20 protein-coding genes are annotated in these 22,744 nt (G+C 52.5%); 11 read left to right on the top strand and 9 right to left on the bottom strand.

The window, feature by feature from the left end; genetic code table 11:
* Nucleotides 1-64: 64 nt before the first annotated feature.
* The 3 genes from G4551_RS05365 to G4551_RS05355 all read right to left on the bottom strand — a co-directional run bounded on the left by G4551_RS05365 (nucleotide 65) and on the right by G4551_RS05355 (nucleotide 1,542).
* Nucleotides 65-496, bottom strand: a complete 432-nt coding sequence (locus tag G4551_RS05365) for a hypothetical protein (protein WP_003838647.1) — start codon at nucleotides 494-496, stop codon at nucleotides 65-67.
* Between the two features lie 237 nt (nucleotides 497-733).
* Complete coding sequence (locus G4551_RS05360) at nucleotides 734-1,210, bottom strand: cold-shock protein (RefSeq protein ID WP_003838649.1); 477 nt, start codon at nucleotides 1,208-1,210, stop codon at nucleotides 734-736.
* An 86-nt stretch (nucleotides 1,211-1,296) separates the two neighbouring features.
* On the bottom strand, nucleotides 1,297-1,542 hold the full coding sequence (locus tag G4551_RS05355) for a YmjA family protein (RefSeq protein WP_003838650.1): 246 nt from the start codon (nucleotides 1,540-1,542) through the stop codon (nucleotides 1,297-1,299).
* A 377-nt stretch (nucleotides 1,543-1,919) separates the two neighbouring features.
* Between G4551_RS05355 and G4551_RS05350 the strand changes: the two genes are divergently transcribed.
* Entirely contained in the window at nucleotides 1,920-2,696 is a 777-nt protein-coding gene (locus tag G4551_RS05350) for an MBL fold metallo-hydrolase (protein ID WP_003838652.1), read from the top strand.
* Nucleotides 2,697-2,714: 18 nt separating this feature from the next.
* A complete protein-coding gene (locus G4551_RS05345) occupies nucleotides 2,715-3,665 on the top strand; it encodes a GlxA family transcriptional regulator (protein WP_003838653.1) in 951 nt (316 codons plus the stop codon).
* On the opposite strand, the gene G4551_RS05340 is transcribed toward G4551_RS05345, so the two are convergent.
* Entirely contained in the window at nucleotides 3,662-4,270 is a 609-nt protein-coding gene (locus tag G4551_RS05340; RefSeq protein WP_088902679.1) for a class I SAM-dependent DNA methyltransferase, read from the bottom strand. The two genes, G4551_RS05345 and G4551_RS05340, sit on opposite strands and share 4 nt — an antisense overlap.
* Nucleotides 4,271-4,434: 164 nt before the next feature.
* On the opposite strand from G4551_RS05340, the gene G4551_RS05335 reads away from it, so the two are divergent.
* The 4 genes from G4551_RS05335 (at nucleotide 4,435) to G4551_RS05320 (ending at nucleotide 10,454) form a co-directional block, all read left to right on the top strand.
* Nucleotides 4,435-5,517 carry a LacI family DNA-binding transcriptional regulator gene (locus G4551_RS05335; protein ID WP_003838656.1) on the top strand — a complete coding sequence of 361 codons (1,083 nt, stop codon included), beginning with the start codon at nucleotides 4,435-4,437 and terminating at the stop codon, nucleotides 5,515-5,517.
* A gap of 121 nt (nucleotides 5,518-5,638) precedes the next feature.
* A complete protein-coding gene (locus G4551_RS05330) occupies nucleotides 5,639-8,722 on the top strand; it encodes a beta-galactosidase (RefSeq protein ID WP_003838658.1) in 3,084 nt (1,027 codons plus the stop codon).
* A gap of 51 nt (nucleotides 8,723-8,773) precedes the next feature.
* The gene (locus G4551_RS05325; protein ID WP_003838660.1) at nucleotides 8,774-10,027 is read left to right on the top strand and encodes an MFS transporter; all 1,254 of its coding nucleotides are present in this window, start codon (nucleotides 8,774-8,776) and stop codon (nucleotides 10,025-10,027) included.
* A gap of 154 nt (nucleotides 10,028-10,181) precedes the next feature.
* Nucleotides 10,182-10,454: a YceK/YidQ family lipoprotein gene (locus tag G4551_RS05320; protein WP_003838662.1), complete on the top strand. Its 273-nt coding sequence runs from the start codon at nucleotides 10,182-10,184 to the stop codon at nucleotides 10,452-10,454.
* A 44-nt stretch (nucleotides 10,455-10,498) separates the two neighbouring features.
* Here the strand turns inward: G4551_RS05320 and prpE are convergent, their stop codons facing one another.
* From prpE to prpB, 4 genes are all read right to left on the bottom strand, one after another.
* On the bottom strand, nucleotides 10,499-12,385 hold the full coding sequence (prpE, locus tag G4551_RS05315) for a propionate--CoA ligase (RefSeq protein WP_003838664.1): 1,887 nt from the start codon (nucleotides 12,383-12,385) through the stop codon (nucleotides 10,499-10,501).
* A 40-nt stretch (nucleotides 12,386-12,425) separates the two neighbouring features.
* Nucleotides 12,426-13,877 (bottom strand): bifunctional 2-methylcitrate dehydratase/aconitate hydratase, encoded by a 1,452-nt coding sequence (locus G4551_RS05310; protein ID WP_003838665.1) that lies wholly within the window; start codon nucleotides 13,875-13,877, stop codon nucleotides 12,426-12,428.
* 163 nt (nucleotides 13,878-14,040) lie between these two features.
* Nucleotides 14,041-15,210, bottom strand: a complete 1,170-nt coding sequence (gene prpC, locus G4551_RS05305) for a bifunctional 2-methylcitrate synthase/citrate synthase (protein WP_003838667.1) — start codon at nucleotides 15,208-15,210, stop codon at nucleotides 14,041-14,043.
* 80 nt (nucleotides 15,211-15,290) lie between these two features.
* Entirely contained in the window at nucleotides 15,291-16,172 is an 882-nt protein-coding gene (gene prpB, locus G4551_RS05300) for a methylisocitrate lyase (protein ID WP_003021316.1), read from the bottom strand.
* A gap of 252 nt (nucleotides 16,173-16,424) precedes the next feature.
* Between prpB and prpR the strand changes: the two genes are divergently transcribed.
* Nucleotides 16,425-18,035, top strand: a complete 1,611-nt coding sequence (gene prpR / locus G4551_RS05295) for a propionate catabolism operon regulatory protein PrpR (protein ID WP_003838670.1) — start codon at nucleotides 16,425-16,427, stop codon at nucleotides 18,033-18,035.
* Nucleotides 18,036-18,067: 32 nt separating this feature from the next.
* On the opposite strand, the gene yahO is transcribed toward prpR, so the two are convergent.
* Entirely contained in the window at nucleotides 18,068-18,343 is a 276-nt protein-coding gene (yahO, locus tag G4551_RS05290) for a DUF1471 family periplasmic protein YahO (RefSeq protein WP_003021310.1), read from the bottom strand.
* A 272-nt stretch (nucleotides 18,344-18,615) separates the two neighbouring features.
* Here yahO and G4551_RS05285 point away from each other — a divergent pair, with 272 nt between their 5' ends.
* The 4 genes from G4551_RS05285 to G4551_RS05270 all read left to right on the top strand — a co-directional run bounded on the left by G4551_RS05285 (nucleotide 18,616) and on the right by G4551_RS05270 (nucleotide 22,726).
* Nucleotides 18,616-19,248: a LysE family transporter gene (locus G4551_RS05285; RefSeq protein ID WP_003838673.1), complete on the top strand. Its 633-nt coding sequence runs from the start codon at nucleotides 18,616-18,618 to the stop codon at nucleotides 19,246-19,248.
* A gap of 79 nt (nucleotides 19,249-19,327) precedes the next feature.
* Entirely contained in the window at nucleotides 19,328-20,716 is a 1,389-nt protein-coding gene (locus G4551_RS05280) for a diguanylate cyclase (RefSeq protein WP_003838675.1), read from the top strand.
* 219 nt (nucleotides 20,717-20,935) lie between these two features.
* Nucleotides 20,936-22,033, top strand: a complete 1,098-nt coding sequence (locus tag G4551_RS05275) for a 4Fe-4S binding protein (RefSeq protein WP_003838677.1) — start codon at nucleotides 20,936-20,938, stop codon at nucleotides 22,031-22,033.
* Nucleotides 22,034-22,216: 183 nt separating this feature from the next.
* A complete protein-coding gene (locus G4551_RS05270) occupies nucleotides 22,217-22,726 on the top strand; it encodes a hypothetical protein (protein ID WP_003021281.1) in 510 nt (169 codons plus the stop codon).
* Nucleotides 22,727-22,744 lie beyond the last annotated feature (18 nt).

Below are 22,744 nucleotides of genomic sequence, written 5' to 3'. Positions count from 1 at the left end.
CTCTTGTAAAGAGGCCAGGGCCATATCAATAAAGAGTGGCGTCAATAGTCTCTCCTTCTGCTTTTCATAATCGCAACATCAATTTTAATTTTTTAATATTTTCATCATCCGGAACCTGGTGTATGTCAACACAGTAGCTCTCTTCATACTCTTCAATTATTCTTTGGGCCTCTCCTCTACGGTTTCGGCCATTCATCCATAACTCATCTCTGGCATCCTGACCTATTCTCATCATGTCATAAGAGCTAATATGCGGTGGTGAGCGGCCAAATATAGCCGTGACACCGTTTTTTTCGTAATTTTCTTGTGCCAGGGAATTACCTATCTCATTAACTGCCAAACCACACTTTAGTAATTTTTTAACTTTCGTTTCCTGACTATCACAACCCTGCAAAACAAACAAACCCGCTATAATGATCACTATTTTATATATTTTCATCTTTCGCCCGAAAAATTCATATAAACTCATTACGAAGTGATCAATTCCGACAGACATTTATGTCCTCATAATGAGGTAAGCATCAGACCTCGGTTTAGTCACTTTCGGGATAACTGTATCATCTGGAATGCTTACAAAACAATTCAATATAATCAAAAGCATTCTTATGCTGCTGCAAGTGTGATTAGGGTTGTCAAAGAAAGCTATTCTTATTTCAACCCATTCACACAATACTAAACCGAAACCCGCTCTGAAAAGAGCAGTGTTTCGGCATTCATTCACTCTGAATGGGCTTCAGACCTTAAGCAGTTTCACCGTCTCGTCGATGTCGATTTCATCTTCCGAGAAGATCAGCGTCGTACCCTGGAAGGTGGTGATGGCCAGCTTTTTCAGCGTGCGCATCTCGCCAGGCTTGACGTCTGATTTTGGTCGGATGCTGTTCATCAGCACGCCGACAGACAGCACTGCATTTTCTTTGTCGATACGGGTCTCGGCAGGGACTTCTTCGCTGTAGACCAGAAATGACTTGATCGAGGTGAGCTTCAGACGCTCGCCTGCGATATAGATGTACTTGCTGTCTGGTATGACTTTTACCGCGTAGGCAGACAAGCCTTTGTTATTGGTGGTGGGCTCAAAAGTCACCGCCGCGTCTTTCTTGATCAGCTCAGGATTAGCAACCTTAATCACATGAAAATAGCGATTGTCGCCGTTTTCATCTTTGATAAATCCAAAGCCTTTATCTTTAAACCACGTTGTGATTGTTCCGTTCATTGCTGTTTCCGCCTGATTAAACCTATTACTCGTAGAGTATACCTACTCAATTTGCGCGCAGTGTAAAACACAGGCCATACCTTTGGCTACTCGTTACCCCAACGATTGAGGAACTCCGCGATATCATCGATACGCTGAGCGTCGACACCGGCCACGGTTGCCATCTCCTGCTGCGCTTCTTCGCTGATCTCTTCGTTGTTCATCAAACGGGTAATCAACAGCTGGAAGTAGTGCGCCAGCGCGTCACGTTCTGTGTCGCTCACCGGCTTTGCGGCCTCGGTCGCGTACTCGTCGGCGATATCATAATATTTAAGCGGAATGTCGTTGTTCATCAGTTGCTCCGGGGGGATATGCGTGTGCCAGCAGTTGCCTGCCGCGTCTGATGTGAATGATAGCATTCTTATTTCATGGTTCGCGATCTGTTTTATTGGTCACTATGCATTACATATATCAATAATGTTTTCTGGCACCGCTTCGTATTTAATAAATTTTTCCGTATTTAAGTAACAGCACTCTTATTCATTTCGATATAATGGCAGCAAATTAAATAACGAGTCACAAAGGAAATATTAAATTACTTTAATTACATAATTGATATATGTAATCTGTTATTGGCCCAATCCCATCGCTAGTCGCCCATTTGCCCACATTCATCTTCTGGACAACACTCTACGATGACACCACTGATCCAACACGTGGAGCAAACATCATGAACATCACGCAAATCCGTAACGCCACGCAGCACATCACCTTTGGCGGTAAAACTTTTCTGATTGATCCGATGCTAGCGGATAAAGGTACTTATCCGGGCTTTGCCGGAACGGCTCGCGCCGAGATCCGCAACCCGACCGTTGATCTGCCTGTCGATATCGACAGGCTGCTCAACGTTGATGCGCTGATCGTGACCCATCTGCATGAAGACCACTGGGATGAAGCAGCGGCTCGTGTCGTGCCGAAAGACAAACCGATTTATGTGCAAAACGATCGCGATGCGCAGGTACTGCGGGAACAAGGTTTCACGCAACTGACCGTACTGACGCAAAACACCGCGCTTGGTGATATCACCCTGCGTAAAACCGGCGGCCAGCACGGTTCGGATCGCGCTTACGCCATCCCGCAAATGGCTGAGCGTCTGGGTGATGCCTGCGGGGTTATCTTCCAGCATCCGGCGGAAAAAACGCTGTATCTGGTCGGGGACACCATTTGGCGCGACGAGGTGGAAACCAACATGCGGACTTTTCAACCAGGCGTGGTCATTCTGAACGCAGGCTTTGCCCACGTTATCGGGTTTGGCCCAATTATCATGGGCGCGGAAGATGTGCTAAAAACCCACTTCGTACTACCTGAGGCACAAATTGTGGCGACCCACATGGAGGCGATTAACCACTGTCTGCTGACCCGAGCGGCCTTGAAAGAGTACGCCCGCGACAACCAGATTGCGCAATTCATTAACGTGCCGGAAGATGGCGAAACCCTGACGTTTTAAACTCCACAGAGGAATCGTATGCAACCGCTTAACGTCGCCATTGTCGCCGTGGAAGATTTCAGCCCGTTTCACTTCTCAGTGCCGTGCATTATTTTCAGTGACAAAGTGGCGTCGAAAAAGCGCTTTGAGGTACAACTGTGCGCCGAACAGCCGGGCATAGTTTCCTCGCAGGATGGCTTCGCCATTACCGCAGCCTACGGCTATGAAGCAGTGGAGGCCGCCGACATTGTAGTGATCCCCTGGTGGGGCACCACGGCACATCGACCACCACAAAGACTGCTTGATGCGCTCAACCGCGCACGACAAAACGGCGCGCAAATTGTTGGGTTATGTCTGGGCGCGTTTGTTCTCGGCTATGCCGGTCTGCTGGATGACAAACGGGCAGCTACGCACTGGGAGTTCGAGCAGGATTTTCAGGCGCGCTTTCCGGCGGCCCGTCTGGATATCAACGCGCTATACGTGGATGACGACGGTATTATTACCTCGGCAGGGACCGCAGCCGCGCTGGATTGCTGCCTGTACGTCATCCGCCAGCGTTTTGGCAGCACGGTGGCGAATCAGATTGCCCGACGGATGATTGTGCCGCCACATCGCGAGGGCGGCCAGGCACAGTTTATCGAACAACCGGTAGCGAAAAATACCCAGGATCAGCGCATCAACGCCCTGCTCGACTATTTGCGCCAGCATCTCCACGAACCGCATAATCTCGACGAGCTGGCGCAGCGAGTGATGATGAGCCGTCGTACCCTCACTCGTCATTTTATGAAGGCCACCGGGTCAAGCGTAGCCGAATGGTTGATTGCCGAGCGCCTGCGCCGTAGCCAGACGTTGCTGGAGTCCAGCCAGTTACCCGTTGAACGCATTGCAGAACAGGTTGGTTTTCAGTCGCCTGTCACCTGGCGTCAGCATTTTAAATCCCACTTTGGTGTTAGCCCGGCTGAATGGCGTAAAACCTTTCGCGGCGATTAGCCTCTTTTTTGCGCCAGCCAGACAGTGTGCCCGGCGCAGTGCGGATCTTCCATCACCATCTCGACTACCGCAAAACCATGCGCTGACAGCAATGCGCGGTATTCGTCCGGCGCGAGGCTGGCGTGAAACAGCGGCTCACCCTCAAATTGCCCCATCGCGATGCCATTGTCCGTACCGCTGGTAAACATCAGCGCGCTGCCGGGATGGCTGAGGCGGTCAAAAATCGGGAACATCTTTTGCTGGTCCTGCTGAGTTAAATGGAAAAAACTGTCCCAGGCGATCAGACCATCGAAAGTCTCATTGAGTGCCAGTTCGCGCATATCCTGCTCCAGCCAGCGCTGTGCGGGAAAAGTGTTTCGGGCCCGCGCCAGCATCGCCGGGGAACCATCAACGCCGGTAAGCTGAAAACCTTGCTGGATAAAATAACCGGCAATCGGCTGACCGTTGCCGCAGCCAATATCCACAATGCTGCCCTGCCCGCCCATCACGGAAATGAATTTATCGAGCCAGCTTTTCTCGAACAAGGTGCGCGAGCGCTGGCTGGCAAAGGCATCCGCATGACGTCGGTAGATGGACAGAATATTATTTGCCGCAGAGTCGCTCACAATGTCCTCACTTTTTTCTTCTGTTAAGAAGAACGACGATAAATGCTCCAGCACACGATCCGCAACCCTGGAATGCGCCTCGCAGAACCTATGCGTAAATCCCCCAAAACCGTCCCGCTGTGGCATCATAGCGCGCAGATAACGTCATGACAGGGGTGATAAACGTGAAACCGGTAACGCTATACGATGTGGCAGACCATGCAGGTGTCTCTTACCAGACCGTCTCGCGCGTCGTTAATCAGGCCAGCCACGTTTCCGCAAAAACCCGACAAAAAGTTGAGGCCGCGATGGCGGAACTCAATTACATCCCTAACCGCGTCGCACAGCAGCTGGCTGGCAAACAGACGCCGCTGATTGGCGTTGTGACGGCGAACCTTGCCCTGCATGCCCCCTCACAAATCGTTGCCGCCATAAAATCCCGTGCCGACCAGTCCGGTGCCAGCGTGGTGATCGCCATGGTCGAGCGCAGCGGCGTTGAGGCATGTAAAGCCGCGGTCCACAACCTGCTTTCTCAGCGCGTAACCGGGCTTATCATCAACTATCCACTGGATGAAGAAGACGCCATTGCCGTGGCCGCCGCCTGCGGTACGGTGCCGGTGCTGTTTCTCGATGTCTCTGACCTGACGCCAATTAACAGCGTGATTTTCTCGCATGACGACGGCGCGCGCCTCGGCGTTGAACATCTGGTGCAGTACGGACATCAGCGTATCGCCCTGCTGAGCGGACCACACACTTCCGTTTCGGCAAGGCTTCGCCGTTCGGGCTGGCACAAGTATCTGGCACATTACCAGCTACAACCCGTTGTGGAGCTGGAAGGCGACTGGAGCGCGATGTCTGGTTTTCAGCAAACGATGCATATGCTGAATAACGGTAACCTCCCTACCGCCATGCTGGTCGCTAACGATCAAATGGCGCTGGGCGCGATGCGCGCAATCAGCGAGTTCGGTCTGCGGGTGGCGGTAGATATCTCGGTGATTGGCTACGATGATACCGAAGACAGCGCCTGCTACATTCCACCGCTGACCACCATCAGGCAGGATTTTCCGTTATTGGGTGAAACCAGCGTCGACAGGCTGCTGCAACTTCCCCGTGGCGAATCAACCGTGGGCAACCAACTGCTGCCCGTCACCCTGGTTAAGCGCAAAACGGTTCTGCCACCCAATACGCAAACTATCTCTCCCCAGGCGCTGGCCGATTCATTGATCCAGCTCGCGCGGCAAGCTTCTCAGCTCGCCCCCAAATTGTGAACGCACAACAATTGTGTGAGTGAGTTCACTCATTGAACGCCCCAGCCTTTACAGTTGGGATCGCTTATCCGTATTTTGATTGAAATTGTGAGCGAATAACAAATTCAAACAGGATACCGTTATGAACCTGAACACAGATTCACTCTCCGCTGTTCTGGCCCGCCGTGACTGGGAAAATCCCGGCGTCACGCAGCTCAACCGCCTGGAGGCGCATCCACCGTTCTGTAGCTGGCGTTCAGCAGATGACGCACGTACTAATCAGCGTTCGAGTCAGTTACGCTCGCTGAATGGCCAGTGGCAATTTGCCTGGTTTGCCGCGCCGGAGGCTGTGCCGGAAAGCTGGCTGACAAGCGATCTGCCACAAGCTGATACTATCAACGTCCCCTCGAACTGGCAGATGGACGGTTACGATGCGCCAATTTATACCAACGTCACCTACCCAATCCCGGTTAACCCTCCGTACGTTCCGGCACAGAACCCGACGGGATGTTACTCGCTCACATTTCATATTGACGATACCTGGTTAGATGAGGGTCAGACGCGCATTATTTTTGACGGCGTGAACTCCGCATTTCATTTGTGGTGCAACGGCCGCTGGGTCGGCTACGGACAGGACAGCCGCCTGCCATCTGAATTCGATCTTAGCGATTATCTGCAGCACGGCGAAAACCGTCTGGCGGTGATGGTGCTGCGCTGGAGCGATGGCAGCTATCTGGAAGACCAGGATATGTGGCGCATGAGCGGTATTTTTCGCGACGTATCTTTGCTGCATAAGCCCACAACGCAAATTCGCGACCTGCGCATTAATACCCGGTTTAACGACGACTTCAGCCGCGCCATGCTGGCAGTGGAAGTCAGAGTAGCGGGCAACGAGAGCGAAGATTTACGCGTAGCCCTGCAATTGTGGGAGGGAGAAACGCTCACAGCCGAAACGAATTCCCCGCTCGGCAGCGAGATTATTGATGAACGCGGCGCTTATCATGACCGGGTAACCCTGCGTCTGAATGTCGAAAATCCGGCGCTGTGGAGTGCGGAAGCCCCCAACCTGTACCGCGCCGTGGTGCAGTTACAGACCGCAGACGGTACGCTTCTCGAAGCCGAAGCCTGTGACGTCGGCTTTCGTCAGGTTTGCATTGAAAACGGACTGCTGTTACTCAATGGTAAGCCGCTGTTGATTCGCGGTACCAACCGCCATGAGCACCATCCGATCAACGGTCAGGTGATGGATGAGGCGACGATGGTGCAAGACATCATCCTGATGAAGCAGAATAACTTCAACGCCGTGCGCTGCTCCCATTACCCAAATCACCCGCTGTGGTACACCCTGTGCGATCGCTACGGCTTGTATGTCGTCGACGAAGCCAACATTGAAACCCACGGCATGGTGCCGATGAATCGCCTCACCGACGATCCCGCATGGTTGCCTGCCATGAGCCAGCGCGTCACGCGCATGGTGCAGCGCGATCGCAACCATCCGAGCATTATTATCTGGTCTCTGGGCAATGAATCCGGCCATGGCGTCAATCACGACGCGCTCTACCGCTGGATAAAATCAGAAGACCCGTCACGCCCGGTACAATATGAAGGCGGCGGCGCAAATACCGCAGCGACCGATATTATTTGCCCGATGTACGCCCGCGTCGATCAAGATCAGCCCTTCCCCGCCGTCCCCAAATGGTCGATTAAAAAGTGGCTGTCGATGCCCGGCGAGCAGCGTCCGCTGATCCTTTGTGAATATGCCCACGCCATGGGCAACAGTTTCGGTGGCTTTGCCAAATACTGGCAAGCATTCCGTCAGTATCCGCGCCTGCAGGGCGGATTTGTCTGGGACTGGGTGGATCAGTCGCTGACCAAATATGATGAGAACGGCAAAGCATGGTCAGCCTACGGTGGCGATTTTGGCGACACACCTAACGATCGTCAGTTTTGCATGAACGGGCTGGTGTTCGCCGATCGCACCCCACACCCGGCGTTATACGAGGCCAAACATGAACAGCAGTTTTTCCAGTTCACGTTACTGCCGGGCGCTGAACGCCAGATTGAAGTGACCAGCGAATACCTGTTCCGCCGCAGCGATAACGAAGTTCTGCACTGGTCTATTGCCCAGGACGGCAACCCGCTGGCCGCCGGAGAAATCGTTCTGGATATCGCTCCACAGGGTCGCCAGGTGATTACCCTGCCAGATGTCCCGATGCCGGAAACCGCAGGTCAGCTGTGGCTGACGATACGCGTAGAACAACCTCAGGCAACCGCGTGGTCAGACGCCGGACACATCAGCGCCTGGCAGCAATGGAAGCTTCAAGAGAAGCTCAGCCTGACGCAACTGCCGTCTGCCCACACCGCGCCACAGCTCAATGTGAGCGAAAACGTCTTTACCGTTGAGAACGACAACAAGCGCTGGCAATTCGACCGTCAGTCTGGCCTGCTGACACAGTACTGGATTGGCGATTCAGCCCAACTGTTGACTCCGCTTACTGACCAGTTCACCCGCGCCCCGCTGGACAACGACATCGGCGTGAGCGAGTCAACCCGCATCGACCCTAACGCCTGGGTCGAACGCTGGAAGGCCGCCGGTCACTATCAGGCTGAAGCAACGTTACTGCACTGTGCTGCCAATACGCTGAGCGATGCGGTACTGATCACCACTGAACATGCGTGGCAGTATCAGGGCGAAACGCTGTTCATTAGCCGAAAAAGCTACCGCATTGACGGCAAGGGTGAAATGCAGATAACGGTGGATGTCGACGTTGCCAGCGATACGCCGCATCCGGCCCGCATCGGCCTGAGCTGCCAGTTAGTGCAGATCGCAGAGCGAGTGAACTGGTTAGGTCTCGGTCCACATGAGAACTACCCGGACCGTCTGGGCGCCGCCTGTTTTGATCGCTGGGATCTGTCGCTTGATGAGATGTACACCCCGTATGTTTTCCCAAGTGAAAACGGTCTGCGCTGCGGCACGCGCGAACTGCACTACGGCGCGCACCAGTGGCGTGGGGACTTCCTGTTCAACATCAGCCGCTTTAGCCAGCAGCAACTGATGGCAACCAGCCACCGCCATTTGCTGCAACCTGAGGCGGGCACCTGGCTCAATATTGATGGCTTCCATATGGGCGTTGGCGGCGATGATTCGTGGAGCCCTTCCGTGTCGCCGGAATTTCTGCTGAGCGCCGGACGCTACCACTTCCAGTTCGTCTGGGGCCAAAAATAATAATATAAGTTGGGCAGGCCCAAACCTGCCCGCATTTATAGGAAGTCTGTTATGTATTATTTAAAAAACACTAACTTTTGGATGTTCGGCTTTTTCTTCTTCTTTTACTTTTTTATTATGGGCGCGTATTTCCCCTTCTTCCCTATCTGGTTACACGAGGTAAACCATATAAGCAAAGGCGATACCGGCATCATCTTCGCCTGTATCTCACTGTTTTCTTTGTTATTCCAGCCAATTTTCGGACTACTATCCGACAAGCTTGGCCTGCGTAAACATCTGCTGTGGGTAATTACCGGCATGCTGGTAATGTTTGCCCCGTTCTTTATTTACGTTTTTGGTCCGTTATTACAAGTTAATATTTTACTGGGTTCAATTGTCGGTGGGATTTACCTTGGCTTTATTTACAATGCCGGCGCTCCGGCGATTGAAGCCTATATTGAAAAAGCCAGCCGCCGAAGCAACTTTGAATTTGGTCGCGCGCGCATGTTTGGTTGCGTAGGCTGGGCGCTGTGCGCCTCGATTGCCGGCATTATGTTCACCATCAATAACCAATTTGTCTTTTGGTTAGGCTCCGGATGCGCGGTCATTTTGGCATTGCTGCTGTTATTTTCAAAAACAGATGTCCCCTCTTCTGCAAAAGTCGCGGATGCGGTAGGCGCCAATAACTCGGCATTCAGCCTGAAGCTGGCGCTGGAGTTATTTAAACAACCAAAACTTTGGTTCCTTTCCCTGTACGTAGTTGGCGTTTCCTGTACTTACGATGTGTTTGACCAGCAGTTCGCCAACTTCTTTACCTCGTTCTTTGCCACCGGCGAACAGGGCACCCGCGTGTTTGGCTACGTCACGACAATGGGAGAATTACTCAACGCCTCAATCATGTTCTTTGCGCCGCTGATTGTGAATCGCATCGGCGGCAAGAACGCCCTGCTGCTGGCTGGTACGATCATGTCGGTAAGGATTATTGGCTCCTCATTCGCCACCACTGCGCTGGAAGTCGTTATTCTCAAAACGTTACATATGTTTGAGATACCGTTCCTGATCGTCGGTTGCTTCAAATACATCACCAGTCAGTTTGAAGTGCGTTTCTCGGCGACGATTTATCTGGTGTGTTTCTGCTTCTTCAAACAGTTAGCAATGATTTTCATGTCAGTTCTGGCCGGAAAAATGTATGAAAGTATTGGTTTCCAGGGAGCTTATCTGGTGCTGGGGATTATTGCGCTGAGCTTCACGTTGATTTCCGTATTTACCCTAAGTGGACCGGGGCCGTTTTCCCTGCTGCGTCGTCGCGAAAGCGTCGCGCTGTAAAAGCATCTTTGCCGGATGCACCACTCACGTGGTTTATCCGGCCTACAACGCGTCATCTTCACACGACCATCCTGACCTGGAGGTTTAAGTTCTGCGGGCAACAAACCGCTTTTTTACCGTTATGGTAAAACGGGGTGAGAAGCCAGGTCATAGCATGAGCAGAAAGACAATTGCGGTAACGGCGCTCTTTATCAGCGCACTACTTTCAGGATGTGGCAGCATTGATGCACGCACGGCAGGCGAGAATTCAGATACCTATTACGTGGGTATGCATCATGATATTGATAAACTAAAAAACCCAGGCGCTTACGATTATAACTATTTCGATTTAGCGCTGTTGTTTGTTGATGTGCCGTTATCGTTCGTGGCCGATACGGTTTATGCGCCGTTTGATTACTATCACGGGCCGTATAAGAAAGTGGATTAGAACGTAGGCCCGGTAAGCATTCCGCCACCGGGCATCACGCGATGTTACTCTTCGATCGCCTGACGGATTTGCTGTAACGACGCGGGATCGTCAATGGTCGTCAGATCGCCGGGATCGCGGCCTTCGCAGATCGCCTGGATCGTCCGTCTGAGCATTTTACCGGAACGTGTTTTCGGCAACTGCGACACAAACCAGACGTGTGCCGGACGGCCAAAGTTGCCAATCTGGCTGTCCACCAGCGCCATAATCGCCTTCTCTTCCGAATGTGCGATGTCGCGATCTTCAAGGCTGTCGCTCTGTTTCGGAATAACAAACGCGACCGCTACCTGCCCCTTCAGCGCGTCCTTCACGCCGACTACCGCCACTTCCGCAACGTTCGGATAGCTGGAAATACTCTCCTCGATCTCGCGCGTCCCCAACCGGTGCCCTGCCACGTTTATCACGTCATCCGTACGCCCCAGAATGAAGTAATAGCCGTCAGCGTCACGAATGCCCCAGTCAAAGGTGGCGTACACCTGGCGAGAAAACAGCGACCAGTAGGTATTCACAAACCGCGCGTCATCCCCCCAGATAGTCTGGATACAGCCCGGCGGCAGCGGCCCTTCAATCACCAGCATGCCCTTCTCATTCGCCGCACAAGGTTCACCGGTCACCTCATTGAGCAGTTGTACGTTGTAGCCGTACATCGGCACGCCGGGACTGCCCAGACGCGACGGCCTGTCGTCCAGCCCGCGGGCAATTGCCATAATCGGCCAGCCGGATTCGGTCTGCCAGTAGTTATCGATAACCGGGACGCCCAGCGTTTCTGTTACCCAACTGGCGGTTGGTTCGTCCAGCGGTTCCCCCGCCAGATACAACACCTCCAGCGAGGAGAGATCGTGATTACGGATTTGCGCGGTCGGGAATTTCTTCAGCACGCGGATGGCGGTCGGGGCGGAGAACATCCGGCAGACCTGATACTTCTCAACAATTTTCCACCATACACCACAGTCCGGATACGTTGGCAGACCTTCGTAAACCACCGTCGCCATCCCCGCCAGCAGCGGGGCATACACGATATACGAATGCCCAACTACCCAGCCGATATCCGACGCGCAGAAGAACACGCCGCCCGCTTTACCGCCGAAAATGGTGTCCATCGAGGTCGCCAGCGCGACCGCATAGCCGCCAACGTCGCGCTGGACGCCTTTCGGTTTACCGGTTGTCCCGGAGGTATAGAGAATGCAGGATGTTTCGTTTGATTCCAGCCAGACAACTGGTACCCGCGCGCCGAGATGCTGTTGGCGCAGGGCGGCAAAGTCGAGGTCACGTCCCTCGACCCGCGCCATTTTCGCCAGACCGCGATCGACCAGCACCACATGACGCGGTCGGTGCTGCGCCTGTTCGATCGCATCATCGAGCAGCTTTTTATACGGCAGGATCTTGCCCCCGCGCGCCCCGGCATCCGCCGAGACGATAACCACCGGTCTGGCGTCGTCGATGCGCGCCGCCACGCTGTGCGAGGCGAAACCACCGAACACCACCGAATGAATTGCCCCAATGCGTGCGCAGGCCAGCAGCGTAATGTGCGCTTCGGCGATCATCGGCATATACACCAGCACCCGATCGCCACGCTGTACGCCCAGCGACAATAGCATCGCCGCCGCGACGTTCACTTCGTCATACAGCTGACGAAAGGTAAACGTGCGTTCTTCTTCAGTTTCTGATGACACAGCAATCAGCGCCAGCGCGTCAGGCTGTTTCTCCAGCCAGCGGTCGATGGCGTTATGGCACAGATTGGTCGTGCCGCCGCAAAACCAGCGGGCAAACGGCGGGTTGCTGTGGTCCAGTACCTGCGTATACGGCTGCTGCCAGTCAATACGCTGGGCCTGCTCGGCCCAGAACGACTCAGGTTGCGTTATGGAACGTTGATAAAACTCGCTATAAGACATAATGCTCTCCTGTTGAACTTACGCCTTGCTGCACGCTGGTTTAAATAATGAAGAGATCCATATACTCATTGACCGGCATCTGCTCCAGGCGAGTTCTGTCCAGGGAGACATCCAGGATGCGCTGCTGCTGACGGGTCGGGAACTGACGCGCCAGGTTGATTTTGAACTTCTCGACCAGCTTCGGCATGCCGTCAGTACGACGACGCGCATGGCCGATTGGGTATTCCACTACCACTTCTTCAAAGCGTGAGCCGTCGGTGAATTCCAGAGTGATGGCGTTGGCGATGGCGCGTTTTTCAGGGTCGTGGTAATCGGCGGTAAAGGCCGGATCTTCGAAGCAGTTGATCTTCTCGCGCAGTGCATCAATGCGTTTGTCCTGCGCCACGCCGTCTTCGTAATCTGCCGCCGTTAAGCGCCCGAACAGCAGCGGAATAGCCACCATATACTGGATACAGTGATCCCTGTCCGCCGGGTTATTCAGCGGGCCTTTTTTATCGATGATGCGGATACAGGCTTCGTGCGTACGAATGGTCACTTTTTCGATATCGGCAGCGGTCTTACCTGCGGCCTGTAACTGCTCGTACAGCGTCATGGCCGCTTCTACCGCGGTCTGCGAGTGGAACTCGGCCGGGAAGGAGATTTTAAACAGCACGTTTTCCATCACATAAGAGCCGTACGGGCGCTGGAAGCGGAAAGATTCGCCTTTGAAAGAGACGTCATAGAAGCCCCAGGTTTTCGCCGTCAGCGCAGACGGATACCCCATCTCACCGGTTTTAGCCATCAATGCCAGACGTACCGCGCGCGAGGTCGCATCGCCTGCGGCCCAGGATTTACGCGTGCCGGTATTTGGCGCATGGCGATAAGTACGCAGCGACTGGCCGTCGACCCACGCCAGCGATACGGCGTTGAGAATTTCATCCCGGTTCAGGCCAAGCATCTCAGCGACCACCGCCGTGGAGGCCACTTTTACCAGCAGGACGTGATCGAGACCAACACGGTTAAACGAGTTTTCCAGCGCGATACAGCCCTGAATCTCATGAGCTTTGATCATCCCGGTCAGCACCGTTTTCATGGTCAACGGCGCTTTCCCCACCGCCACCGCATTACGCGACAGCCAGTCAGCCGTGGCCAAAATACCGCCGAGGTTATCAGAAGGATGACCCCACTCAGCGGCAAGCCAGGTATCGTTGAAGTCCAGCCAGCGGATCATCGCACCGATGTTAAACGCCGCCTGCACCGGGTCGAGCTGGAACTGGGTGCCAGGTACGCGCACGCCGTTCGGTACCACTGTACCTGGGACGACCGGCCCCAGCAGTTTTTTACAGGCCGGATATTCCAGCGCTTCCAGGCCGCAGCCTAAGGTATCAAGCAGGCAATAATGCGCAGTGTCATACGCCACCTTCGAGGTGATCTCGTAGTTCATGACGTAATCAACGATATCAACGATTTCACGGTCAAATTCGGGGCGGACGTTCAAAATATGTGCGGACATAGGGTACATTTCCTGTTTTTTATCTTTATACCCGTCATACTTCATGCTGCATGCGCGTTGGCTACGCTCGCTCCCCCCAGTCACATAGTTCGCTATGCTCCTGGGGATTCACTCACTTGCCGCCTTCATGCAACTCGAATTATTTAGGGTATGAGGTTTTGAATTAGCAACGTTTTTCAATCGGGACAAATTCGCGATCTTCCGGGCCGGTATAGTTGGCGGAAGGACGGATAATTTTATTGTCCTGGCGCTGTTCGATGATGTGCGCCGCCCAGCCGGTGACGCGGGCGATAACAAACAGCGGGGTGAACATTTCGGTGGGAACGCCCATCATGTTGTAAGAGACCGCCGAGAACCAGTCGAGGTTGGGGAACATCTTTTTCGTTTCCCACATTACGTCTTCCAGACGGTCAGCGATGTTGTACATTTTCAGCGAACCACCTTCCTGAGAAAGCTGTTTCGCCACGCGCTTGATCACCTGATGGCGCGGGTCGGCGATGGTGTAAACCGGATGACCAAAGCCAATCACCACTTCTTTGTTTTCCACGCGTTTACGGATATCCGCTTCGGCTTCGTCCGGCGTTTCGTAGCGCTGTTGGATCTCCAGCGACACTTCATTCGCCCCGCCGTGTTTCGGTCCACGCAGTGCGCCAATCGCGCCGATAATCGCGGAATACATATCGGAGCCGGTCCCGGCAATCACGCGGCTGGTAAAGGTGGAGGCGTTAAATTCGTGCTCGGCGTACAGCACCAGCGAAATATGCATCGCTTTTTCCCAGCTTCGCGAAGGCTTTTCGCCATGCAGCAGGTGCAGGAAGTGACCGCCAATGGAATCATCGTCAGTTTCCGGCTGAATACGCTCGCCGTTATGGCTGTAGTGATACCAGTACAAAAGGATTGAACTGAGCGATGCCAGTAGCTTGTCGGCAATATCGCGCGCGCCAGAGACGGTATGACCTTCTTTTTCCGGCAGCGTACAGCCCAGCGCGGAGACGCCGGTGCGCATCACATCCATCGGATGCGAGGCAGCAGGCAGCGCTTCCAGCACGGTGCGTACGTTAGCGGGCAGTCCGCGCAGCGCTTTGAGTTTGCTTTTATAGGCGGTGAGTTCATCGCGGGTGGGTAATTTCCCGTGGATCAGCAGATGCGCGACTTCTTCAAATTCGCACTGCTGCGCCAGGTCGAGAATATCGTAGCCGCGATAGTGCAGGTCGTTACCGCTTTTGCCTACGGTACACAGCGCAGTATTTCCGGCGGCAACGCCTGACAGCGCAACCGATTTTTTAGGTTTAATGACATGGGTACTATTTTGCAGGATCGTTGTGTCGCTCATGTTGTCCTCGTCATTTTTATAATATGTAGGGTACAAATTTATTGCCGGATGGCGGCTGTGCCTTATCCGGCCTACGACGGTTACTTTTTGCTATACAACGCGTCGAGTTTCTCTTCGAACTGGTAGTAATTGATGCTTTCGTACAGCTCGTTACGCGTCTGCATAATGTCGATCACGCTCTTTTGCGTTCCTTCCTGACGCAGCACGTTGTAAACCTTTTCCGCAGCGCGGTTCATAGCGCGGAAAGCCGACAGCGGATACAGCGCCATCGCGACGTTTGCGCTGCGCAGTTCATCGGTGGTGAACAGCGGCGTAGCGCCAAATTCGGTAATGTTGGCGAGGATCGGCACCTGCACCGCGTCGGCAAACTGGCGGTACATCGCAAGCTCGGTGATGGCTTCCGGAAACAGCATGTCCGCGCCTGCTTCGACGTACGCCTGGGCACGATCGATGGCTGCCTCTAACCCTTCCACCGCCAGCGCATCGGTCCGCGCCATGATGACAAAGTTGGGATCGGTACGTGCATCCACCGCGGCGCGGATCCTGTCGACCATCTCTTCTTTAGAGACGATCGCTTTGTTCGGGCGATGGCCGCAGCGCTTAGCGCCGATCTGATCTTCAATATGCAGCGCTGCAGCACCCGCTTTGGAAATCGACTTCACGGTACGCGCCACGTTGAACGCTGACGATCCAAACCCGATATCCGCATCCACCAGCAATGGCAGCGGGCAAACATCCGTAATGCGACGAATATCAGTCAGCACATCATCAAGGGTTGAAATACCGAGATCCGGCAGCCCCAGCGACCCCGCAGCGACGCCGCCGCCGGAGAGATAAATCGCCTGATACCCGGCACGTTGGGCCAGCAGAGCGTGATTGGCGTTGATGGTGCCCACGATTTGTAATGGATTTTCTTTGCTGAGCGCGGCGCGAAACGCCAGCCCTGGGGAGTGTAGAGACATATCCCGTCCTCTTGTTATCAACTTGTTAGCATTCGTTGATTTACTTAAAGCAAGGGGTATGCCAAAGACCTTAATTTTTAATTAATTTATATATTTCCCTTAAAAAACAATATATTAATATAAGTTACTGTATCTTTATTGCACAAAAGCGTGTCAGCTATCGTTTCATGAAACGTTCCTTCATGTTTCATTGCAACATTTATGAAACACAACTAAACCCTAATACTCGGTTCCTTACTTTTTGGGTTAGTTATGGCTGATACGCATCTTCCACCGCGGGTGAACGACGACAAACCGGTTATCTGGACGGTTTCTGTCACGCGCCTGTTCGAACTGTTTCGCGACATCAGCCTGGAGTTCGACCACCTGGCGACCATCACCCCCATTCAGCTTGGTTTCGAAAAAGCGGTGGCGTATATCCGCAAAAAACTGGCTACCGAGCGTTGTGATGCCATTATTGCGGCTGGCTCCAACGGGGCGTATCTGAAAAGCCGTTTATCGATCCCGGTGATCCTGATTAAACCCAGCGGATTTGACGTGCTACAGGCGCTGGCAAAAGCAGGAAAGCTCACCTCGTCGATTGGCGTCATTACCTATCAGGAAACCATTCCTGCGCTTCTCGCCTTTCAAAAAACCTTTAATTTGCAGCTTGAACAGCGCAGCTATATCACCGAGGAAGATGCCCGCGGGCAAATCAACGAACTGAAGGCCGGCGGCACGCAGGCGATAGTTGGTGCGGGATTGATTACCGATCTGGCAGAAGAAGCAGGTATGACCGGCATCTTTATCTATTCGGCGGCCACCGTGCGCCAGGCCTTTGTCGATGCGCTTGATATGACCCGCCTGACGCTGCGTAGAAACGGTCAGTATGCTTCTGGCGATACGTTGCGCACCCGCTACGCGCTCGGTGATATGCGCGGTCACTCTGCGCAGATGGAACAGGTGCGACACACCATTATGCTCTACGCCCGCTCGCGTGCACCGGTGCTAATTCAGGGTGAAACCGGTACGGGCAAAGAGCTGGCGGCACAGGCCATTCACCGTGAGTTTTTCACTCGTCAGGAGAATCGGCGCGGTAAACCCTCGCCGCCGTTTGTTGCCGTCAACTGCGGAGCAATCACCGAATCATTGCTGGAAGCGGAGCTGTTCGGCTATGAAGATGGCGCCTTTACCGGCTCTCGTCGGGGAGGACGCGCGGGCCTGTTTGAAATTGCTCATGGCGGAACCCTTTTTCTTGATGAGATAGGCGAGATGCCGCTGCCGTTACAAACCCGGCTGCTGCGCGTACTGGAAGAAAAAGAGGTCACCCGAGTCGGTGGGCATCAGCCTATTCCGGTCGATGTCCGGGTGATTAGCGCCACACACTGTAATCTGGAGCAGGAGATGAAACAGGGGGAGTTTCGTACCGATCTGTTTTATCGCCTGAGCATTTTACGCCTCAAGCTGCCGCCGCTACGCGAGCGGTTGCCCGATATCCTGCCGCTGGCGGAAGGTTTTTTAAAACAGTCGCTGGCGGAACTGGATGTGCCGTTTTCTGAGCCAGTACGCAAGGGGCTGGGTTTAAGTCAGCCGACGTTACTGAATTATGGCTGGCCGGGGAATATCCGCGAACTGCGTAATATGATGGAGCGCCTGGCGCTATTTTTAAGCGTCGAGCCGCAGCCGGAGCTGAATGTTGATTTTTTACAACAGCTATTACCGGAACTGGCCATTGTTGCAGACTCACCACAATCATCGTCATTGCTGACGCCGCAGCAGGTGTTGGCACAATTCAATGGTGATAAAACCGCGGCTGCACGCTATCTCGGAATTAGCAGAACCACGTTCTGGCGCAGATTAAAAGAAAACCCGCCGGTACAATGACCGGCGGGAATAGTGATTTTTACAGCAGCGTATTATTTTTTCTTGTAGATATTGGCTGTGCCATGGATTTTATTATCCGTTTGACCGGAAGTTAATACCACAACATCGGCACCTTTCTCTTCGGCTTTCTTCAGCAGTTCTTCTTTGGCATCTGCGACAGAAACTTCATTACTCGTTGAGATATCACCGATTTTTGTGTACTGCGACTCAACCTTTTCAAACTCAAGCTTTGTCATAAACTCCGCGGCATATGCGTTGGTCACGACAAAAGCTAACGCACCAATAAGTACTTTAATTCCAGTTTTCATAGACCAGCTCCAGGTTTTGTTATGACGCCATCATCGATCCCTGAACATGAGATAACGCGATTCAAGGATGATTAATAACTAGTCCAGCCTGGATAAAAAATCCACACTCAGCAGAAATATATAGAAATTTTGCAGCGCAGAAAAACCGGCCGTCGAGTATCAGCACATCAACCAGATCAAAGTTTCAATAGCCAGTGTGAGTTGCTCCTCAGAACAGCCAGCTCGCTGAAATTATAGTGTTAACTTTATGAATATTTGAGGAATGGTTGCCTATGGAACCGCTACACGCCGTCATGCTCACTGTTAGCCTGTTTGTTTTAACCTTTTTTAACCCCGGCGCAAATCTGTTCGTAGTGGTACAAACTAGCCTGGCATCCGGACGACGCGCAGGTGTGATGACCGGTCTGGGGGTCGCCTTAGGTGATGCGTTTTACTCCGGCCTTGGGCTTTTTGGTATGGCAACGCTAATCACCCAGTGTGAAGAGATATTTTCATTGATTAAGATTGTCGGCGGCGTCTATCTGCTGTGGTTTGCCTGGAACAGCATCCGCCATCAGGCCACACCGCAAATGCCCACGCTACAGCAGCCGATTTCCGCCCCCTGGTATGTATTTTTCCGCCGAGGATTACTAACGGATTTATCGAACCCGCAAACCGTACTGTTTTTTATTAGTATCTTCTCGGTCACCTTAAGCGCAGACACACCTACGTGGGCCAGACTGATGGCCTGGGCAGGTATTGTGTTGTCTTCCGTTATCTGGCGTATTTTTCTCAGCCAGGCATTTTCTTTGCCTGCAGTGCGACGGGCGTATGGTCGCATCCAATGCGTTGCCAGCCGAATCATTGGCGCAATAATAGGTGTCTTCGCGCTCAGGCTTATTTATGAGGGTATTAGCCATCGATAAAAGAGTTTAACTTGACCATCGTGAGGTAATTGTCCGTAATACTGCCTGAATTTTTAATCGCACGTTGAGTGGCAGCGAGATGGAACAGATTGAACCGGTAAACGACACATTACTCCTTACAGAATGGCAGGCGCTGATACGACAAACATCGCCTGACGTTCACACGCTCCTCACATCGTTAAGCGATGAAGAGATCCACCATTTAGTGACCGTTTTTTATGACTATATGCTCTCTCATGCCCAGAGTGCATTGTTCCTCAATACAGAACAGGTCAGTACCCGCCTCAGCGGCAGTATGTTTGACTGGTTACGCAGCGTGCTCGGCAGCGCGCACGAAGATCTCTCACAGCTGCTGGCCAAACAACGCAAAATTGGCGTAGTGCATGCCCGTATCGGTCTGCCCATCGATCTGGTGAACCGCGGCGCGCGTAAGCTCAAAGATGAGCTGTATCGGGTGTTGAAAACCAAAGCTGACGACTCGTCTTCCCTGCTGAGCAATGCTATCTGTTTCAGCAGTCTGGCAATGGATACTGCGCTGGAGGCCATGACCGTCTCCTATTCCCCAAGCTACCAAAACTCCCTGCATACACAGGAGCAGTATCGTCTGCAGACTATTTACGATGACGTTAACGTCGAGCGCGAGCGGCAAATCCGTTCGTTTACCGACTGGGAAAACCAGTTTATCTATAACATTGCTACCGGAATGCCTTTCGGTGAAATGGTGTTTCTGGCGAACTCTGATTTTGGTATGTGGTTCTCACATAAGGGAAAACATATTCTTGGCAACAGCAATTTGCTCAAAGAAATGGAATCACTGATTGCAGAGATCGACACCCGTCTGACGACAACCCTGTCACCTCAGCATCAGCCCACAGAACCCGAGCGGATGAGCTTATTACAGAATGTTCGCCAGCTGTCGGCAAAAATCCATTTCCTGCTCGCTTCAATGTTTGAGGCGCTGGTTAAGCAGGAAAATGGTAAAGATTCGCTGACCCAGTTGCTTAATCGCCGCTTTATTCCGACCATCATGCGACGTGAAATCTCGCTGGCGTTACATGCGCGTAAGCCTTTTAGCCTGGCGATGCTGGATATCGACTACTTCAAGCAAATTAACGATAACTTCGGGCATAATATCGGCGATCTGACGCTCAAAAATGTCGCAGCGGTCATTTATGAACATATCCGTAGCAGCGATTACGTGTTCCGCTACGGTGGTGAAGAATTTATGATTCTGCTCGTCGAGTCAGATGAATCGCAGGCCAGTATTATTCTGGAAACGCTGCGCATGAAAATTGCTGAGATGCGCATGGCAGCCTCTGCGACAGAAACGTTTTCTATTACCGTCAGTATCGGTATTGCCGAATATGATTATCATCCCGACTACAAACAGCTGGTTGATAAAGCCGATCGCGCACTTTATCTGGCAAAAAGTAATGGTCGCGACCGCGTTGAGGTTTATCAGGAATAACCATTGCCCTGCAGAGAAATAAATACCCCGTTCAGGGTATTTATCTGGCTTGCGATAAATATCGAGCTGTTATTTTTATTCAGGCATATTTGCATGATGAAAATAACAGCCACGTAATAAGATGCAAATCAAATACACCAAATATAAATAGCGCTAGCATATCCCGGTGATAACGCCTTCTGAATGCAGAAGGGGAAATATGAGGGATAGTATAAAATCATGAATGGGAAGAAGAGAACGCGCTGGCAGCGCCGTCCTGGCACGATCGGAGGCAAACTGCCGTGGAATGACTGGCGCAATGCCAGCAGTTGGCGAAAAGCCACCCAGTTTCTCCTGCTGGCTATTAATATTTATATTGGCGTAACGTTCTATTACTGGGTCCGCTATTTCGAAACCGCCGGCACCAGCGTCGATATTCCAAGGCCTGGTGGTATTGAGGGATGGCTACCGATCGCGGGCTTGATGAATATCCGCTATACGCTGGAGACTGGTTTTCTTCCTCCTATCCATGCCGCCTCCATGCTGCTGTTAGTTGCGTTTATCCTGATTAGTCTGTTGTTAAAAAAAGCCTTCTGTTCGTGGTTATGTCCAGTGGGCACACTGTCCGAACTGCTCGGCAATCTGGGGAAAAAAGTCTTTGGTCGCAACTTCACGCTGCCCCGCTGGCTGGATATCCCGCTGCTCAGTCTGAAGTATCTGTTGCTGAGTTTCTTTTTGTATATCGCCCTGTCGATGCCTGCACAGGGGATTCAGTATTTTCTAATGTCGGCCTATGGCATGATTATCGACGTGAAGATGCTCGATTTCTTTCGCCATATTGGCTCCGCTACGCTCATCTTTCTTGTCGTTATCAGCGTCCTGAGCCTGTTTATTCGCAATGCCTGGTGCCGCTATCTGTGCCCTTATGGCGCGCTGCTCGGCCTGTTCTCGCTATTCTCGCCGTTTAAAATCCGCCGTAACGCAGACAGTTGCATCGACTGCGGAAAATGCGCGAAAAACTGCCCGTCGAATATCCCTGTCGACAGACTGATTCAGGTGCGTACCGTGGAATGCACTGGCTGCATGACCTGCGTTGAATCCTGCCCGGTAGCCTCAACGCTGAGCTTTTCACTGCAGACTCCGCCTGGAGCACAAGGCAACGGTGGTAAATCGTTATGGCGTCAGAGGACGCTGTCAGGTGTTGCCATGACGCTACTGGTGCTTGGCATTCTGTTTGCCACCATTGGTTATGCGGTTTATGCCAATGTCTGGGATACGCCAGTACCCGATCATATGTATTTCCAGCTGATCCCGAAGGCAAAGATGATCGGCCATTAATTTTTGTATCAGTATGTTCAAAACCCTGCCAATTCTGGCAGGGTTTCCCGTCTGTCCTGCCATTTTAAGACAATTGAACTTGTGCCATCGTGCTCTCGTTTATACAACCTTAAATATCATCCGTAATAATTTTTCTATTTTGTTATGGGCGACTGGGATCAAAATAATGAACGGGATAACATCATGACTAAAATAAAACTGGCACTGCTATTACCTCTGTTTCTGGCAGGTTGTACGATGAGTGACGGGGAATTAAGAAACGCTTACGCTCAGCATTATCAGCAACCTACCGCCTATGTAGATGCTTATAAACAGAAAATAGCCAGTATGGATATTCATGCGCTGGCCCAATACGCCGCCGCAGAAGATAAGAAAAAAATGCGTGGACAGCCAAGGCTGAAAATCGACGAATTTATTACCATTGAGAACGTGCAGGCGAAAGGAAATCGGGTGGTCTACGATTACTCACTGTCCGAAAACTGGCTGGCGCTGTCCGCAGATAAACAGCGCGAGAAGCAGACCAATATGAATAAAGACCTGATCTACCGTACCTGCTCGCTGGAAACGGTACGTCTGGCGCAGGCAAAAGGGCTGGAAGAAGAGCATAACTATTACAGTCAGTACCCAGACAAAGTCGCCTTTACTCTGAGAACCAGCGCGCAGATTTGTATGCAAAACGGTTTTACACAATAACCGCAATCCACTATGCCT

This window comes from Citrobacter freundii ATCC 8090 = MTCC 1658 = NBRC 12681, assembly GCF_011064845.1.
Taxonomy (GTDB): Bacteria; Pseudomonadota; Gammaproteobacteria; order Enterobacterales; family Enterobacteriaceae; genus Citrobacter; species Citrobacter freundii.
The sequence above is the reverse complement of the archived record's forward strand: the minus strand, read 5'-3'. Positions and strand labels throughout refer to the sequence as shown.